Source organism: Stenotrophomonas maltophilia (assembly GCF_047782825.1).
Classification (GTDB): Bacteria; Pseudomonadota; Gammaproteobacteria; order Xanthomonadales; family Xanthomonadaceae; genus Stenotrophomonas.
This window is the reverse complement of the sequence record NZ_CP180589.1, coordinates 1914278-1931152: the sequence shown is the minus strand read 5'-3', so window position 1 is coordinate 1931152 and position 16875 is coordinate 1914278. Positions and strand designations below refer to the sequence as shown.

The window sequence follows — 16875 nt, the reverse complement described above, 5'->3', positions numbered from 1 at the left end:
AGAAAAGGCAGTCACCCCATGTTCTCGGTCATCTCCGCCAGCACCGGCCTCGGTGCCTGGTTCTCTGGTGCAGCTACCGGCATCGGCCTGTTCGCCGTGGTCGGCGCCCAGAGCGCCTTCATCCTGCGCCAGGGCATCCTGCGCAAGCACATCGTGCCGGTGGTCGCCACCTGCGCGGCCATCGATGCGTTCTTCATCTTCGCCAGCGTGGCCGGCCTGCGCACGCTTACCACCACGCTGCCGTGGCTGACCACCGCTGTGCTGTGGACCGGCGTGGCCTTCCTGGCCTGGTATGCGATGAAGTCTGCGCGCCGTGCCTTCGCCGGTGGCGGTGGCATGGGCGAGGCCGACAGCGATGACGGCAGCCGCCGCGCGGTGCTGCTGGCTGCGGTCGGCTTCTCGCTGATCAACCCGCACTTCTGGCTGGACATGATGGTGATCGGTTCGATCGCCGAGAACTTCGGCAATGCACGCATGGCCTTCGCCGCCGGCGTGGTCACCGCCAGCTGCCTGTGGCTGACCGCGCAGGGCCTGGGTGCCCGCCTGCTGGCGCCGTTGTTCACCAAGCCCAGCACCTGGCGCGTGCTCGACGGCACCATCGCGGTGATCCTCAGCATCCTGGCCCTTACCCTGGCGGTGCGCGGGGTCCACTGACCCCCGGCGCACGCCCCCCGAACCCACGTCCTGACTCTCTCTCCAAGGTAGTGGCAACGACGGCACCGGAAACGGTGCCGTCGTCTTTTCCGCGCCGGCAACGTCGCGCCACTGGCGGGGCGGGCGCAGGCCTGCCTAGAATCGGCCAGCCGGGACAAGGGGTCCAGGCAGGGAGGGGGAAGGATGCGCGGATTCTGGTTGGCCGCCTTTGTGGCGGTGGGCATGGGCTGGGGAAACGCAGCCGCAGTTGATCTGGATGCCTATGTACGGACGGACAAGTTCGAAGATGTGATCCTGTCGCCCGGTGGCGACTACCTGGCCGCGACCGTGCCCGGTGATGGCTTCACCGCCCTGATCATCCTGCGCACGGACGACAACACGCCGGTGGGCAGCCTGCGGCCGCCACGCAATTCGCATGTCTTCAACATGCACTGGGTCAACAACGATCAGGTGGTGTTCGGCCTGGCGCAGAAGTTCGGTACCCGCGATGCGCCCTGGGCCACCGGCGAACTGCTGTCGCTGGACGCGCGCACCGGGCGCCCGGAGGTGCTGGTCGGCTACCGCAACCTGGGCCTGCGCCTGCGGCCCCGTTACCACAGCGGTGCCGCTGCCTTCCTCAGTGACACCCTGCCGGACAACGATGGCGAGGTGGTCATCGCCATGGGCGGGTCGCGCCTGGATGCCAATGGCTATGCGGCCCGGCTGGATCTGGCCACCGGCAAGCGGCAGACCCTGGTCCGTGCACCGCTGCCGGCGTCGGCCTACACGATTGACGGCAAGGGCGAGGTCCGCTTCGTGTACGGCACCGCCGCCGACAACGGCAGCCGCCTCTACCACCGCAACGGCGGCGACTGGGCACTGGTCAACGACGAAACGCGCAGTGGCCGCATCGAGGCGGCGCTGGGCTTTTCCGCCGATGGCCAGCTGGCCTACCTGCAGAGCGAGCAGGCCAGCGGGCCCGATGCCATCATCAGCTGGAACCCGGCCACGCAGGAACGCAAGGTGGTGCTGCGCGACGAGGTGGTCGATCCGGCGCGGCTGATCCGCCGCCCGGGCAGCCGGGTGCCGGTGGGTGCGCTGTTCCTGGGCGACCGCCCGCGCACCCGGTTCTTCGATGAAACCTCGGCCGATGCGCGGCTGTACCGCAGCCTGGAAGCGGCCTTCCCCGGGCGTGCGGTGTTCATCACCTCCAGTACCCGCGACGGCCGCCGGCTGCTGGTGGAAACCTGGTCCGGGGCCAACCCCGGCGAGTTCTACCTGTACGACCTGGACCGCAACCAGGCGCGTTTCCTGATGGCGCGCAGCGAATGGTTCGATCCGGAAAAGACCGCCAGCGTGCGGCCCTTCCAGCTGAAGGCGCGCGACGGCCAGGACCTGCATGGCTTCCTGACCCTGCCCAATGGCAGCAGCGGCCGCGACCTGCCCCTGGTGGTACTGCCACATGGCGGGCCCATCGGCGAATTCGACAATGGTGCGTTCAACCACGAGACGCAGCTGCTGGCCGCCGCAGGCTATGCCGTGCTGCAGGTGAACTTCCGTGGCTCGGGCAACTACGGGCGCGCGCACGCCCGCGCGGCCGTGCGGCAATGGGGCCGCCGCATGCAGGACGATGTGACCGATGCCACCCGCTGGGCCATTGCCGAAGGCATCGCCAACAAGGACCGCATCTGCCTGTACGGCGCCAGCTACGGTGCGTACTCGGCCATGATGGGGGCCATCCGCGAGCCTGGCCTGTACCGCTGTGCTGCCGGCTACGTAGGGGTCTACGATCTGCCGCTGATGTATACGCGCGGCGACGTGGCTGGCAGCGACTCGGGCACCGCCTACCTGCAGCAGTGGCTGGGCGATCCCTCCACGCTGGGCGAGGTATCGCCGGTGGCGCTGGCAGACCGCATCAAGGTGCCGGTGTTCCTGGCTGCCGGTGGCGAGGATGCGCGTGCGCCCATCGCACACAGCAAGCGCCTGCAGGCCGCGCTGGAACGTGCCGGCACGCCGGTGGAAGCGCTGTACTTCCGCACCGAAGGCCATGGCTTCTATACCCAGGCCCATCGCCGCGAGTACTACGGCCGCCTGCTGGCGTTCCTGTCGCGCAGCCTGGGTGGCGCAACGCCACAGGTGCAGGCCACCGGCGATGCGGAGAAGGCGCCCTGAGCGGGGCGCGGGGAACCGACACGACCTTCACTGGCGGGCGCGGCCATGGCCTGCCTAGAATCGGCAATCCCCGGACAGGGTGTCCGGGTGCAAGGGGGAAAGGGATGTACAGCTATCTCAGCGCTGCCGTGCTGGCGGCGGTCCTGTCGTCGGGCGCGGCGCAGGCGGTCGATCTGGATGCCTATCTGCGGCAGGAAGCGTTCAAGGACATCAAGATCTCGCCCAATGGCGAGTACCTGGCGACCACGTTGCCGGGCGACGATTTCACCGCCGTGGCCATTCTGCGTACGTCCGACCACAGCGTGGTGGGCAGCATGCGCCCGCCACGTGACAACCACGCGACCAGCTTCCACTGGGTCAATGACAACCGCCTGCTGATCGGCCTGGCCGAGAAGTTCGGTTCGCTGGACGAGCCGCGCCCGACCGGCGAGCTGATGGGCATGAACGCCGATGGTGGGCGCGCCAGCCTGCTGGTCGGCTACCGGGTGTCGGACCGCGGCGCGGGAACGCGCATCCAGCCGAAGAAGGCCGAAGCGGTGGCCGGCTTCCTCACCGATGATCTGCCGGGCGAAGAGCGCAGCGTGGTCATCGCCGTGTGGCCCTTCAGCGACGAACCCTTCACCCGTGCCGAGCGCATGGACGTGCTCAGCGGCCAGCGCACGATCCTGGCGCGTTCGCCGGTGCGCCGCGCAAGCTTCACCACCGACGCCAGCGGCAATGTCCGCTTCGCCCACGGCGCCGACACCGACAACGTCAACAAGCTCTACTACCGTGCCGCCACCGGCGGCGAGTGGCAGCTGGTCAACAACGAGGTGCTGAGCGGCCGCATCGAACGCGCTGTCGGCTTTTCCGAAGACGGCGTGCTGGCCTACCTGCAGAGCGAGCAGCCGAAGGGGCCCGATGCCATCGTCAGCTGGAACCCGCAGACCGGCGAGCGGCGGACGGTGCTGCGCGACGAGGTGGTCGACCCGTCCAGCATCCTTTACCGCCCCGGCACGTCCATTCCGGTCGGCGCGCTGTACATGGGCGATGTGCCGCGCACGCGCTTCTTCGATGAAGCCTCGGCCGACGCACGCCTTTACCGTGGCCTGGAAACGGCTTTCAAGGGGCAGGGCGTCTACATCACTTCCAGCACCCGCGATGGCAGCAAGGTGCTTGTGAAGGTGTGGTCGGGCAGCAATCCAGGCGATTTCTACCTGTATGACATCAAGAAGCGCAACGCCCAATACCTGGTCAGCCGCAGCGACTGGATCGATGTCGCGCGTGCTGCCACGGTCACTCCGTTCCAGATGAAGGCGCGCGATGGCCTGGCCCTGCACGGCTTCCTGACCCGGCCGGCGGGCACCGAAGGGCGCGCGCTGCCGATGGTGGTGGTGCCACACGGTGGGCCACTGGGTGTGTTCGACGATGGCAGCTACGACCGCGAAGCGCAGCTGCTGGCTGCTGCAGGCTACGCGGTGCTGCAGGTCAATTTCCGCGGCTCGGGCAACTATGGCCGCGCCCATGGGCAGGCGGCCGCCGAACAGTGGGGCCGCGCCATGCAGGACGATGTCACCGACGCAACGCGCTGGGCGATCACCCAGGGCATGGCCGACAAGGACCGCATCTGCATCTATGGCGCCAGCTACGGTGCCTACTCGGCCATGATGGGCGCCGCCCGCGAACCCGGTCTGTACCAGTGTGCGGCCGGCTATGTGGGGGTGTACGACCTGCCGATGATGTTCAACCGGGGCGACATCCAGGACAGCGCGTCAGGCATGACCTACCTGCGCGAGTGGCTGGGCGACCCGAAGAAGCTGGACGAAGTGTCGGCCGTGACCCAGGCCGGGCGCATCAAGGTGCCGGTGTTCCTGGCCGCAGGTGGCGAAGACAAGCGCGCCCCGGTGCAGCACACCGAACGCATGGAGGCGGCGCTCAAGCGCAGCGGCACGCCGGTGGAAAGCCTGTACTTCAAGACCGAAGGGCACGGCTTCTACACGCTGGAACACCGGCGTGAGTACTACGGCAAGCTGCTGACCTTCCTCTCGCGCAGCCTGGGCGGAGCAACGGCGTCGGCGGCGCCGGCAGCGACGCCAGCGGCCGGCGAGCGCAAGGCACCGTGAAGCCACCGGCGCGCGGCACGCGCGCCATCACGCCGGGCAGCGGGCTGCCCGGTTTCCGGGGGGAACCATGAACTACAGGCACCTGCTGGCCGGGCTGTTCGCCCTGGCCTGCGCATGCAATGCCGGGGCGGCCGATGTCGCACTGGACGACTATCTGCGCCGCGCCGAATTCAACGACATCCAGCTCTCGCCCACCGGCGAGTACCTGGCGATGACCCTGCCGCTGGAAGATGCCACCGCCGTGGCCATCCTGCGCACCGACAGCATGGCGCTGGTCGGCAGCTTCCGCCCGCCGCGCAACAACCATGCCGACACGGTCGACTGGGTGAGCGACACCCGCCTGCTGATCGGCCTGGCCGAAAAGTGGGGCGCGCTGGACGAGCCGCGGCCCACCGGCGAGCTGTATGCCATCGATGCCAACGGCAAGCGCGGCGATCTGCTGGTGGGCTACCGCGCACGCCCGGACGAACCGGGCTTCGTGACCGGGCGCGTGGTCGAACCGGTGGCCGCCTTCCTGGCCGACCCGCTGGCCGGTGACGAACGCAACGTGCTGATCTCGCTGTGGCCCTTCGCCAACGACACCAGCGCACGCCTGGAACGGATGGATGTCATCACCGGCCGGCGGATGCTGGTATCGCGTTCGCCAGTGCAGCGGGCCACGTTCACCACCGACAACAGCGGCAAGCTGCGCTTCGCCCGCGGCGCCGCTGCGGACAACGTCAACAAGCTGTACTACCGGCAGGATCGCGATCACTGGAAACTGGTCAACGATGAAGGCAGCAGCCATCGCATCGAACGGCCCATCGGGTTTTCCGCGGACAACACGCTGGCCTACCTGATCGTTGAACAGGCCAAGGGGCCTGACGTGGTCGTCAGCTGGAACCCGCAGACCGGCGAGCGGAACACCCTGCTGCAGGATGCCGTGGTCGACCCGACCCATGTCATCCACCAGCCGGGCACGCGGGTGCCGATCGGCGTGCAGTTCGTGGGTGCGACCCCGCGTACGGCCTTCTTCGACGAACAATCGGCCACCGCGCGGATCCAGCGCATGCTGGAAAAGGCCTTCCCGGGCCAGTCGGTCAGCCTGCTGTCGGCCACCCGCGACAACGCGCGTATCCTGGTGAAGGTCAGTTCGGCGCGCAACCCCGGCGACTTCTTCCTGTTCAACACTGCCACCCGCGAAGCGGCCTTCCTGACTGCACGCCACCGTTGGTTCGACCGTGATGGCGGCGCCAGCGTGCGCCCGGTCACCCTGGCCGCCCGCGACGGGCTGCCCCTGCATGGCTACCTGACCCTGCCGCAGGGCAGTGATGGCCGTGGCCTGCCGATGGTGGTGGTGCCGCACGGCGGCCCGATCGGCATCTTCGACGATGGCAGCTTCGAACGTGACAACCAGTTGCTGGCCGCAGCGGGCTATGCGGTGCTGCAGGTCAACTTCCGCGGGTCCGGCAACTACGGCCGTGCACATACCCAGGCGGCCGCGCAGCAGTGGGGCCGGGCCATGCAGGATGACGTGACCGATGCCACTCGCTGGGCGATCAGGGAAGGCATCGCCGATGCGCAGCGCATCTGCATCTACGGCGCCAGCTACGGTGCGTACTCGGCCATGATGGGGGCGGTGCGCGAGCCGGGGCTGTACAAGTGCGCCGCCGGCTATGTGGGCGTCTACGACCTGCCGTTGATGTTCAAGCGCGGTGACATCCAGGACCGTACGTCGGGCCTGAACTACCTGCGTGACTGGCTGGGTGATCCGGCGGGGCTGTCGGCGGTATCGCCGGTAAACCTGGCCGCGTCCATCAAGGTGCCGGTCCTGCTGGCGGCCGGCCGCGAAGACCAGCGTGCGCCGGTGCAGCACACCGAACGCATGGAGGCGGCCCTGAAGCAGGCCGGGGTGCCGGTGGAAGCGGCGTACTACGCGCGCGAAGGGCATGGCCTGTACGGCGAAGCGAACCAGCGCGACTACTACACGCGGCTGCTGGCCTTCCTTTCACGCAGCCTGGGGGGAGCGACCGCAGCGCCACCGGCGGCAGCGCCGGGCAGGGCCAAGGCGCCTTGAGTGCATGCGGTGGCAGGGGGGCGCCGCCGCACGGTAACCGAGGAATTTTCTGCCGCCGTTTCAAACAATTCCTATGGCCGGTGGATTCGGCAGGCGGCAATGATGGCCTCCCTTTGTTCTGCGTAGTACTGCCATGGCCGTTCAATCCCGCCTTCGCTCCATCGCTGCCCGCTGCGGGCGCCTGTTCCTGGCCTTCGGTGGTGTGCTTGCCCTGCAGGCGCACGCCCAGCAGACCTACGAGGTCGAGGAAGTCACGCGATCACTTCTCAATACGGCACGGGTGGATGAGGAAGGTCTGCAGCTGCATCGCTGGTTGATCGGCATGCAGGCCGACCCGCCTGCAGGTTCCGAGGCGGAGATCAGGATGATGATCCGCGCGCTGGCGTTGGGGACTGCACTGACCGACAGCTGGATCGATGCGCTTTCCAGTGATGACACGTCCGTCGCCGACATCGCCAGGGCCCGCCAGCTGATGGCACAGACCACACTGGCCGGCGCGTCGCGCTGTGGGCCGCATGAGGTGCGTGAGCGGGCTCCGGATACCCCGCTGCAGGGCATTGCACTGAAGCGCTTCGGGGACGGCCGGTTGCCGGCTGATGCCAAGGTCATGGATGTTCAGTACCGCTGCATCACCTCCTACGTGTCGGCGCCCAGGGCGCTTGCGCTTGCGACGATCAACCTGCTGACAGAGGGCAGAAGGCCGGCAGCAGGTGAGCTGATTTCAGACCTTGAGGCCGCCATGGAGCGGGACCGGCGCTGGCCAATGGCAAGTGGCGGTGAACTGCAGCTCCTGTCGGTCGCTGGCGGCCGCTATTGGTACGAAGATGGGAGTGCTACGGAGATGCTGACGCAGCTCCTTCTGAAGGTGAACGCCCCGCGGCCAGTTGATGCTGCTGCTCGAACGGCGATGTCCGTCGCCTTCACCGCCCAGACAAGCGAACAACCTGCCGCGCCGGAACTGGTCAGCCAGATCCTGCTCTGGATACCACCGGTCCTGCGCGGGTCGCTGCGCAGTGATGTGGAGGCTTACGTCGCGGCAGCGTCACCGCAGAAGATCCAATGCAGGCCGGTGCAGGCGCACTTCATCGACGAGGAAGGCCATCTGGCGCGGCTTGAAGTCCAATGTACGGTCCCATCCCTGGACCATCTGCCGGTGCCGGTCATGGGGCCTTTGCAGGACAAAGCGGTGCTGGAACAGCAGTACCGGCAGGTGTTGACCGGGCTTCGCCACGCCATCGGCGATGCCCCGGAAGCCACTCTCACCGGCTTCACCACCCTGCGGTGGAACGCAGACACCCAGGGGTGGGTGCTGCCCCCGGGCGCGCATCCTGCATTGCATTCGCGCGCGCTGCTGCCGACGCCGGTAGTGGACGTGTGGGGCGCGCCGTCCAACATCAGCCGCTTCATGCCCGCAGCGCTGCGCGTGGAGAACATCGATCCTTCTGCGCTTGACGAGGAAACCCGTCAGAAGATCAAGGACATGCGCCTGCAGATGGCCGAGGCCATGCGCAATGGCCTGTGAAGTGATGCACGGGGTCACTTGACCCCGTGCATCATCCGCTTCAGCAACGGCGCGGCGATGAATGCGGCCAACGCGCAACCCAGGCCGATCCACATCAGCAGCCAGAACAGGTGCGCGTAGGCACCCGCCGCGGCCACCATGTCCAGGGATTCGCCTTCGGGCACGTCGATCGCCGCCAGCTTGCCGAACAGCGCCGCCAGCGTTTCCGAGAACGCGGTGGCCAGGAACCAGGTGCCCATCATCAGGCTCATCACCCGCGGCACCGCCAGCTGGGTCACCGCCGACAGGCCCACTGGAGACAAGCACATCTCGCCGCTGGCCAGCAGGAAGTAGGCCAGCACCAGCCACCACACGCTGGCCATTTCACCGGTGGCGCCCACCTGCTGCGCGGCCAGCGCCAGTGGCACGAATGAGAGCGCGCCGATCACCAGGCCCCAGGCCGACTTCACCGGCTTGCCGGGCTCCCAGCCACGGCGGTCCATCCAGGTCCACAGCGCGGCGAAGGCGGGGGCCAGCAGCACCAGGAACAGGCCGCCCAGATAGGTGAGCGAACCGGCGGTCTGCGGAATCACCAGGCAGTCGCGCACCAGCAGCACCAGCATCAGCGCGACGATGGCGATGAAGAATGCACGCGGCGCGTTCGAGCCCGGGCGACGCTCGGACAGGCGTGCGCTGACCACGAAGCCCAGCGGTGCCAGCAGCAGCGAGACGATCGACCACGGCAGCGGGGTGCCGCCGGTAATGACCAGCGCCGGCACGATGTCCTTGGTCAGCAGGCGATCGGTGAAGGTGACCCACGAGCCGTAGGACTGCTCGTACATCGTGAAGAACACCAGCGCCATGAAGATCAGCACCATCAGCGCGATCATCTGCTGGCGCTGCACCGGGGTGCACTTGTTGCCGGTGAACCAGGCGAACCAGACCAGCACGCCGCCCAGCACCACCAGCATCAGCATCAGCGCCAGGCTGATCTCGCCGCCCAGGGCGAAGGCACCGTTGCCCGCGGCCCACATCAGCCACGCCACCGGCAGCACGCCCACCAGCGCGCACAGGTAGATCAGCCACTCGCGGGGCAGGCCCAGCACCTTCTGCTTCAATGCCGCCGGCTGCGGCGCTTCGGCGTGGCCCTGCAGGTACTTCTGGCCCCACAGGAACATCGCCAGACCGGCCACCATGCCGATGCCGGCCGCGCCGAAACCGTACTTCCAGCCATAGGCTTCGCCCAGGAAGCCGCAGACCAGCGAGGAGAACAGCGCACCCAGGTTGATGCCGGCGTAGAACAGCGAGAAACCCGAATCGCGGCGCGGATCGTCCTGCGGGTAGAGCTTGCCGACGATGGTGGAGATGTTCGGCTTGAGGAAGCCCACGCCCATGATGATCAGCGCCAGCGACAGATAGGTCACGGCCAGCGCCGAGGTATCGCGCACCACCTCACCGTTCACCCGGTACGCGGCGTGGCCTTCGAAGGCCATGCCCAGGTGGCCCAGCACCAGCAGGATGCCGCCGAACAGCACCGCCCGGCGCATGCCCAGCCAGCGGTCGGCCAGCATGCCGCCGAAGACCGGGATGCAGTAGACCAGGCCGCCATAGGCACCCAGCAGGTCCAGGCCGGCCTTGTCGCCGAACAGGTGGTACTTGGTGAGATACAACAGCAGCAGTGCCTTCATCCCGTAGAAGGAGAAGCGCTCCCACATTTCGGTGAAGAAGCAGACGTAGACGCCTTTCGGGTGGCCGAGGAAGTCGTCGGAAGCAATCGCGGTGGAATTCATCGCCGGATTATAGGCGCCGGGTAGCGCCGGGCCACGCCCGGCGACCCTACGCAACGCCGGGCCACGCCGGGCGATCCGCTACAACGCCGGGCATGGCCCGGCGCTCCCAGTAGATCCACGCCATGCGTGGATGGCGCTCATCCCGCGCGGTCGATCACAGGTACCGCAACCACGCCAGGTCGCGGCGGCGCGCCTTGAAGCGACCGAACGCCAGCGTCGGCGGGTATAGCAGCACCGCCAGCGCACAGGCCACCAGCAGCAGGCCGGCCACCGAATCCAGTGCGTACAGATTGCCGTGAGTCGGGCCCCAGGTTGCCAGCGCGACCAGGTACAGCAGCTTCAGCACGTACAGGTGCAGCAGGTAGAAGAACATCGGCGCCGCGCCGATGTCGGCCAGCGGGCGCAGCGCGCGCGCCAGCGGCGCCCATTCGTACAGGCGCAGCAGCAACAGGCCCGCGCCCAGCGTCAGCAGCAGGAACTGCAGCGACGGCGGGTACTTGGTCACGTTGAACACGCTCATCCAGGTGCGCAGGGCGCTGTCCTGGTGCTGCCACGGCGCTTCGCCGTAACCGTTGGCCAGGCGCAGCAGGGCGAAGGCCGCCAGTGCGCCCAGCCCGGCCCACAGCAGCCATCGCTGGCGCTGCGCCGGGTCGCGGTCGCGGGCGAACCACGGCCCCATCAGGTAGCCCAGGGCGATCACCCCGACCCACGGCAGCACCGGGTAGGACGTACGCAGGCGCAGCACGCCGGTTTCAATCCAGTCGCGTTGGTGCAGCACCTTCCACAGCACCGCCAGCACGCCGTTGCCTTCCACGCGCAGGCCATCGAACAGGTTGTGGCCGGCCACCAGCAGCACGCCCAGCACCAGCAGGGCAGGGCGCGGCAGCCACAGCAGGCCGGCCAGCGCGATCATGCTCAGGCCGATGGCCCAGATGACCTGCAGGTAGAGGGTGTCCGGCGGGAACTGGAAGGTCCAGGCGAAGCTCACCAGGGTCAGCTCCAGCACCACCAGGAACAGGCCGCGCTTGAGCAGGAAGGTGGCGATGGCCCGGCGCGGATCGGCCTGGCGTTGGCCGTACAGCCAACCCGACAGGCCGGTCAGCAGCACGAACACCGGCGCGCACAGATGGGCCAGCAGGCGGCAGGCGAACAGGGCAGGGGAGACGCTGGCCGCGTCCATCGGGTCGCTGACCTGGTACTGCAGGAAGAAGGTCTCGCGCACGTGGTCGAGCAGCATCAGCAGCATCACGGTGCCGCGCAGCTGGTCGATGGAGGCCAGCCGGGGAGAGGGCGTTGGAGCCACGTGTAATGCTCGAGTGGCGTGACAGGATATAACATAACAATAACCTGTTTCCAGCACGCACCGGGAGCTGTGGACGCGAGTACCTGCCCGCTCAGGGCAGGCAGACGGCGGGACTCCAGCTCAGCGCCTTGTCGTACTGAACCTGGATCGCTCGCAGGCTCCCGTCGGGGTGCGCCTTCACGCAGAATCGGGCGCTGTGGAATTGGGTGGCGCCGGTCCTGGTGGCCGACATCGAGACGTCGTACAGGCGTCCAGGTTGCAGTGGCATGGCCGTTTGTCTTGCCATGGCGTTGTCTGGTACTTCGCCGTAGAGCACGCAGGCTCCGGGTGGAAGCGGCAGTGACGCGGGATGCTCAAAGTAGAAAGACCATTGCCGCCGCAGTGGTGGCGAAATCGCGTCATGCACCTCCACACCGTACACCTGCGGCGTCTTGCCGATACGCTTGCGTTCCTTCTTTGGCAGCCCGAAACAGGGTGTGCCGGCATGGTCGGTGACCTCGACCGCGCCAACCCGACTCCAGGCAGAGGCGTGATCACTCAGTGGCATCAGGCAGAACAGGGCCGCGATGGCCATGGCTGGTGATTTGACCGGGCAGACCCGAAGTGCGCTGTTCATGGGTCGCCTCGGCGTCGTGGGGGCAGATCATGGACACGTTGCATGAGTCGTTGAGTCACTTCAAACGGTGCTGGCTGCAATGCAGCAGGGCTTGCTGGCCTGGACCATGCGGGACAAGGGGGCCGCGGTGCCCCGTAGGCCACCGGGATGTGCCTGATGCGCCTGGTGCATTGGCTGACTTTGGCCAAATGCGACTATCCCACTGGCCGCCCGGCCGCAACCGTCCCGAACCGCACTGGACTTGCCGCCCCCTGAACGCTAGCGTGCAAGGGATTTTTTGCCAGCAGGGGCTTCCATGAACCATGACGCTGCGCCCAAGCAGCTCACCTTCCGCGCAGTGGCCCTGGCCATCGTGCTGGCGGTGGTGCTGTCGGCGGCCAACGCCTATCTCGGTCTGTTCGCAGGCCTGACCATCGCCACCGCCATTCCCGCGGCGGTCATTTCCATGGGCGTGCTGCGCCTGCTGGGCGGTGGTTCCATCCTCGAAAACAACATCGTGCAGACCGGCGCCTCGGCCGGTTCGTCCATCGCCGCAGGTGTCATCTTCACCATCCCGGCGCTGGTCATCATGGGCTACTGGCCGGACTTCAAGTACTGGTGGGTGCTGGGCATCGCCGGCCTGGGCGGCCTGCTGGGCGTGCTGTTCTCGGTGCCGCTGCGCCGCTCGATGATCGTCGAAGACCCGCTGCCGTTCCCGGAAGGCAAGGCCGCGGCCGAAGTGCTCAAGGCCGGTGAAAACCCCGGCCCGGGCCTGAAGATCCTCGGCCTGTCGGCCGTCATCGGTGCCTTCGTCAAGCTGGCCGCCGAAAGCGGCCTGCGCCTGATCCCCGATGCCTGGTCGACCTCGGCCTACGTCGGCAGCTCGAAGATCACCGCCTTCATCGGCACCAACCTGTCGCCGGCGCTGCTGGGCGTGGGCTACATCGTCGGCCTGAATGTCGGCATCGTGGTCGTGTCCGGCTCGATCCTGACCTGGCACATCGCCATCCCGATCTACCAGGCGTTCTTCATGAACACCGATCCGGCCCTGGCCGCGTCGGTCGCCGCCGCCTCGTCCACCGAGGCCGCGTTTGCCATCTGGGGCGCGAAGATGCGCTACCTGGGTGTCGGCGCGATGCTGATCGGCGGCATCTGGACCCTGATCTCGCTGCGCAAGTCGCTGCTGAACGGCGTCAAGAGCGGCTTCGCCGCCGCGCGCAAGAGTGGCGGCCCGGTGCTGGCGCATACCGAACGCGACCTGCCGATGAAGTGGATGCTGGTCGCCCTGGTGGTCTTCGTACTGCCGCTGCTGGCCCTGTACCAGGCCATCGTCGGCCAGTGGCACGTGTCCATTCCGATGACCATCATCATGATCGTCGCCGGCTTCCTGTTCGTGTCGGTGTCGGCCTACCTGGCCGGCCTGATCGGTTCGTCCAACAACCCGGTCTCGGGCATCACCATCTCCACCATCCTGTTCGCCTCGGCCGTGCTGGTCGTGCTGCTGGGCGCCGATGGCCTGAAGCCGGTGGGTGCCGGTGGTGCGCCGCTGGGTGCGGTGGCCGCCATCATGATCGGCGCGGTGGTCTGCTGCGCCGCCGCGGTGGGCGGTGACAACCTGCAGGACCTCAAGGCCGGCTACATCGTCGGTGCCACCCCGTGGAAGCAGCAGCTGATGCTGGGCATCGGTGCGTTCTCGTGCGCGCTGATCATGGCCCCGGTGCTGAACCTGCTGGCCACGGCCTACGGCATCGGCGTGAAGTCCGAGCTGCACCCGAACGCGCTGGCCGCCCCGCAGGCGAACCTGATGGCGTCGGTGGCCAAGGGTCTGTTCGGTGGCGAACTGCCGTGGACCTTCATCGGCATCGGTGCCGTGGTTGGTGCGGTCATCATCGCCTTCGACAGCTGGCTGAAGTCGCGCAACTCGCGCTTCCGCGTGCCGGTGCTGGCCGCCGCCATCGGTATCTACCTGCCGCTGGAACTGATGGTGCCGATCTTCCTGGGCGGCCTGATCGCCTATCTGGTCGAGCGCTTCCACAAGGTGCGTGCCGACGACGAAGAAGGCCGCGACCGCGTGCACAAGCCGGGCGTGCTGTTCGCCGCCGGCCTGATCACCGGCGAGGCGCTGATGGGTATCGCCATTGCCGTGCCGATCGTGATCAGCAGCCGCGCCGATGTGCTGGCCCTGCCGTTCCACCTGCCGGCCGCGCAGTGGTTCGGCCTGGCCGTGCTGTTCCTGGTGGGCCTGCTGATCTACCGCACCGGCAAGCGCGCCATGGCGTAGTGCCAAGGGGTCGGACCCCTTCCCGACGGGAAGGGCTCTGACCCCGGGTTCGCCGTCCGACGCTGGGCAGGGGTCAGAGCCGATTCCTGCGGAATCGGATCCGACCCCGGTGCCCCCCGCAAACCCCGCCACGGCGGGGTTTGCTTTTTCTGGCGGTGGGACGAACCCACGCGGGCAGCCATGACCGATGGCCTTGGCAGCCCCGCCCGCGCAGGCCTACCATCGGTTTTTTGCCGTCCTGCGGAGACCCCGATGAAACTGCGTCATGCCCTGCTGCCACTGAGCCTTCTGGCCGCCCTGCCCAGCGTCGCCGCTGCCCGTGGCCTGGAAGTCCGCGACATGGTGGCCATGGATCGCGTCTCCGCCCCGGTCCTGACCGCCGACGGCGGCACCGTGGTGTTCGCCAAGCGCAGCACCGATGCCAACCTCAAGTCCAGCACCGCCCTGTTCGCACGCAACCTGCGCACGCGTGATGCAGCCCCGCCGAAGCAGATCACTCCGGCTGGCTGGAACGTCAATTCGGCTTCGCTGTCGGCCGATGGCCAGACCGTCTATTTCCTCAGCGCCAAGAACGGCAGCCAGCAGCTGTACGCGCAGCCGATCAGCGGCGGCACCCCGCGCCAGCTGACCGACTTCCCGGTGGACGTGGACAGCTACCACGTCTCGCCGCAGGACGACCGCGTGCTGTTCAGCGCCGGCGTGTTCCAGGCCTGTGCCTCGGACCTGGCCTGCACCGAAAAGAAGCTCAAGGACGTGGCCGACGCCAAGGCCAGCGGCAAGGTCTTCGATTCGCTGTTCGTGCGCCATTGGGACACCTGGAATGATGGCCGTCGCAACACCCTGTTCGTGGCGCCGCTGCCGGCGGCCAAGGCCGGCCCGGTGAAGGGCGCCTCGGCGCTGAGCGCGACCATCGACGGCGACGCACCGTCCAAGCCGTTCGGCGGCAATGACGATTTCACCTGGTCGCCGGATGGCGCCAGCGTGGTCGCCAGCATCCGTGTGGCCGGCAAGCAAGAACCGTGGTCGACCAACTTCGACCTGTACCGCTTCGATGCCGCCGGCAAGCAGGCGCCGGTCAACCTGACCGCCGCCAACCCCGCCTGGGATGCCGGCCCGGTGTTCAGCGCCGACGGCAAGACCCTGTTCTACCGCGCCATGAAGCGCCCGGGCTTCGAAGCCGACCGCTTCGGCCTGATGGCGATGGACCTGGCCAGCGGCAAGACCCGCGAGATCGCCCCGCAGTGGGATCGTTCGGCCGGTGAGATCAACCTGTCCGCCGATGGCGCCAGCATCTACACCACCACCGACGACCTGGGCGAGCACCCGCTGTTCCAGATCGACGTGGCCAGCGGCAAGGCCACCAAGGTGATCGGCGATGGCACCGTGTCCTCGGTCAGCGTGGCCGGCAACAGCGTGGCCATCACCCGCAACAGCCTGAAGAGCAACGACCAGGTGCTGGTCGGCATGCTGCCGGTCGCTGGCCAGCCGATCGGCGAACTGCGCGCGCTGACCCCGGCCGCTGGCGAAGTGCTGAAGGACGTCAACTTCGGCGACTTCGAGCAGTTCTCGTTCAAGGGCTGGAACAACGACACCGTGCACGGCTACGTGGTCAAGCCGCACAACTACCAGGAAGGCAAGTCCTACCCGGTCGCGTTCCTGATCCACGGCGGCCCGCAGGGCAGCTTCGGCAACGGCTGGAGCTACCGCTGGAACCCGCAGACCTACACCGGCCAGGGCTATGCCGTGGTCATGATCGACTTCCACGGTTCCACCGGCTACGGCCAGGCCTTCACCGATGCGATCAGCCAGCACTGGGGCGACCGCCCGCTGGAAGACCTGCAGAAGGGCTGGGATGCGGCGCTGAAGAAGTATTCCTTCCTCAACGGTGACAAGGCCTGTGCGCTGGGTGCGAGCTACGGCGGCTTCATGGTCAACTGGATCGCCGGCAACTGGAACAGCCCGTTCAAGTGCCTGGTCAACCATGACGGCGTGTTCGACCAACGCATGATGGGCTACGCCACCGAAGAACTGTGGTTCACCGAGTGGGAGCAGGGCGGCACCCCGTACCAGAAGGCAGCCAACTTCGAGAAGTTCAACCCGGTCAACCACGTGGCCGACTGGAAGAAGCCGATCCTGGTCATCCACGGCCAGCAGGACTTCCGCATTCCGGTCGAGCAGGGCCTGGCCGCGTTCACCGCCGCCCAGCGCCAAGGCATCGAATCGAAGTTCCTGTACTTCCCGGACGAGAACCACTGGGTGCTGAAGCCGAACAACAGCATCCTGTGGCATGACACCGTCAATGCCTGGCTGAAGCAGCACATCGGCGAATAAGCGTTACCGGCGCCGCCCTCGTGGCGGCGCCCGGCTTTTTGTAGAGCCGAGCCATGCTCGGCTGCTCTGTGCCTCCTTTCCCGCCAACAGCAGCCGAGCATGGCTCGGCTC

10 protein-coding genes are annotated in these 16875 nt (G+C 67.4%); 7 read left to right on the top strand and 3 right to left on the bottom strand.

The window, feature by feature from the left end:
• The first annotated feature begins 18 nt into the window (after window positions 1–18).
• The 5 genes from ACM2ZB_RS08925 to ACM2ZB_RS08905 all read left to right on the top strand — a co-directional run bounded on the left by ACM2ZB_RS08925 (window position 19) and on the right by ACM2ZB_RS08905 (window position 8485).
• Window positions 19–654 carry a LysE/ArgO family amino acid transporter gene (locus ACM2ZB_RS08925; RefSeq protein WP_416058217.1) on the top strand — a complete coding sequence of 212 codons (636 nt, stop codon included), beginning with the start codon at window positions 19–21 and terminating at the stop codon, window positions 652–654.
• Between the two features lie 183 nt (window positions 655–837).
• Window positions 838–2805 (top strand): alpha/beta hydrolase family protein, encoded by a 1968-nt coding sequence (locus tag ACM2ZB_RS08920; RefSeq protein WP_416058216.1) that lies wholly within the window; start codon window positions 838–840, stop codon window positions 2803–2805.
• A gap of 104 nt (window positions 2806–2909) precedes the next feature.
• The gene (locus ACM2ZB_RS08915) at window positions 2910–4907 is read left to right on the top strand and encodes an alpha/beta hydrolase family protein (protein WP_416058215.1); all 1998 of its coding nucleotides are present in this window, start codon (window positions 2910–2912) and stop codon (window positions 4905–4907) included.
• A gap of 67 nt (window positions 4908–4974) precedes the next feature.
• Complete coding sequence (locus ACM2ZB_RS08910) at window positions 4975–6963, top strand: alpha/beta hydrolase family protein (protein ID WP_416058214.1); 1989 nt, start codon at window positions 4975–4977, stop codon at window positions 6961–6963.
• A 133-nt stretch (window positions 6964–7096) separates the two neighbouring features.
• Window positions 7097–8485, top strand: coding sequence for a hypothetical protein (locus ACM2ZB_RS08905; protein WP_416058213.1), 1389 nt, complete (start codon window positions 7097–7099; stop codon window positions 8483–8485).
• Window positions 8486–8499: 14 nt separating this feature from the next.
• Here the strand turns inward: ACM2ZB_RS08905 and ACM2ZB_RS08900 are convergent, their stop codons facing one another.
• From ACM2ZB_RS08900 to ACM2ZB_RS08890, 3 genes are all read right to left on the bottom strand, one after another.
• Window positions 8500–10254: a peptide MFS transporter gene (locus ACM2ZB_RS08900; protein ID WP_416058212.1), complete on the bottom strand. Its 1755-nt coding sequence runs from the start codon at window positions 10252–10254 to the stop codon at window positions 8500–8502.
• A 154-nt stretch (window positions 10255–10408) separates the two neighbouring features.
• Window positions 10409–11557, bottom strand: a complete 1149-nt coding sequence (locus tag ACM2ZB_RS08895; RefSeq protein ID WP_416058211.1) for a DUF1624 domain-containing protein — start codon at window positions 11555–11557, stop codon at window positions 10409–10411.
• A 91-nt stretch (window positions 11558–11648) separates the two neighbouring features.
• A complete protein-coding gene (locus ACM2ZB_RS08890) occupies window positions 11649–12173 on the bottom strand; it encodes a hypothetical protein (RefSeq protein WP_416058210.1) in 525 nt (174 codons plus the stop codon).
• A 295-nt stretch (window positions 12174–12468) separates the two neighbouring features.
• On the opposite strand from ACM2ZB_RS08890, the gene ACM2ZB_RS08885 reads away from it, so the two are divergent.
• Together ACM2ZB_RS08885 and ACM2ZB_RS08880 are read left to right on the top strand one after the other, a co-directional pair.
• Window positions 12469–14433, top strand: a complete 1965-nt coding sequence (locus ACM2ZB_RS08885; RefSeq protein WP_416058209.1) for an OPT family oligopeptide transporter — start codon at window positions 12469–12471, stop codon at window positions 14431–14433.
• Between the two features lie 252 nt (window positions 14434–14685).
• A complete protein-coding gene (locus ACM2ZB_RS08880) occupies window positions 14686–16764 on the top strand; it encodes a prolyl oligopeptidase family serine peptidase (RefSeq protein ID WP_416058208.1) in 2079 nt (692 codons plus the stop codon).
• Window positions 16765–16875: the final 111 nt, after the last annotated feature.

What these genes read in the sequence shown, in the direction of transcription:
- ACM2ZB_RS08925 (WP_416058217.1), top strand. Translation starts at nt 19, where the DNA reads ATGTTCTCGGTCATCTCCGCCAGCACCGGCCTCGGTGCCTGGTTCTCT.
- ACM2ZB_RS08920 (WP_416058216.1), top strand. Translation starts at nt 838, where the DNA reads ATGCGCGGATTCTGGTTGGCCGCCTTTGTGGCGGTGGGCATGGGCTGG.
- ACM2ZB_RS08915 (WP_416058215.1), top strand. Translation starts at nt 2,910, where the DNA reads ATGTACAGCTATCTCAGCGCTGCCGTGCTGGCGGCGGTCCTGTCGTCG.
- ACM2ZB_RS08910 (WP_416058214.1), top strand. Translation starts at nt 4,975, where the DNA reads ATGAACTACAGGCACCTGCTGGCCGGGCTGTTCGCCCTGGCCTGCGCA.
- ACM2ZB_RS08905 (WP_416058213.1), top strand. Translation starts at nt 7,097, where the DNA reads ATGGCCGTTCAATCCCGCCTTCGCTCCATCGCTGCCCGCTGCGGGCGC.
- ACM2ZB_RS08900 (WP_416058212.1), bottom strand. Translation starts at nt 10,254, where the DNA reads ATGAATTCCACCGCGATTGCTTCCGACGACTTCCTCGGCCACCCGAAA.
- ACM2ZB_RS08890 (WP_416058210.1), bottom strand. Translation starts at nt 12,173, where the DNA reads ATGAACAGCGCACTTCGGGTCTGCCCGGTCAAATCACCAGCCATGGCC.
- ACM2ZB_RS08885 (WP_416058209.1), top strand. Translation starts at nt 12,469, where the DNA reads ATGAACCATGACGCTGCGCCCAAGCAGCTCACCTTCCGCGCAGTGGCC.
- ACM2ZB_RS08880 (WP_416058208.1), top strand. Translation starts at nt 14,686, where the DNA reads ATGAAACTGCGTCATGCCCTGCTGCCACTGAGCCTTCTGGCCGCCCTG.